We start from the raw sequence: 251 nt of genomic DNA on the forward strand, positions 1-251 counted from the left end.
GCGTCGCCACCCCGGGCGCAGACCAGGGTGCCGTCAAAGAAGATGTGACCCTCACCACCGGCGGCAAGCTGGTCGCTACCGATATCGACAACGGCGAAGCCGTGTTCCAGCCCCAGACTCAGGTGAAAGGCGCCCACGGCACCTTCTCCATCGATACCAATGGCAATTGGAGCTATCAGCTCAACAACAATGACCCCGCCGTGCAGGCCCTCAAAGAGGGTGAGTCCCTGCCGAGCGAGACCTTCGTGGTC

Annotated in this window: 1 protein-coding gene; it reads left to right on the forward strand. The window is 62.2% G+C overall.

What is annotated here, in order from left to right:
* A partial coding sequence (locus AACW87_RS17485; RefSeq protein WP_241326823.1) for a VCBS domain-containing protein occupies nucleotides 1–251 on the forward strand: 251 nt, incomplete at both ends.

The sequence above is a fragment of the Aeromonas sp. MR7 genome, from assembly GCF_963899385.1.
GTDB classification, from domain to species: domain Bacteria; phylum Pseudomonadota; class Gammaproteobacteria; order Enterobacterales; family Aeromonadaceae; genus Aeromonas; species Aeromonas bestiarum.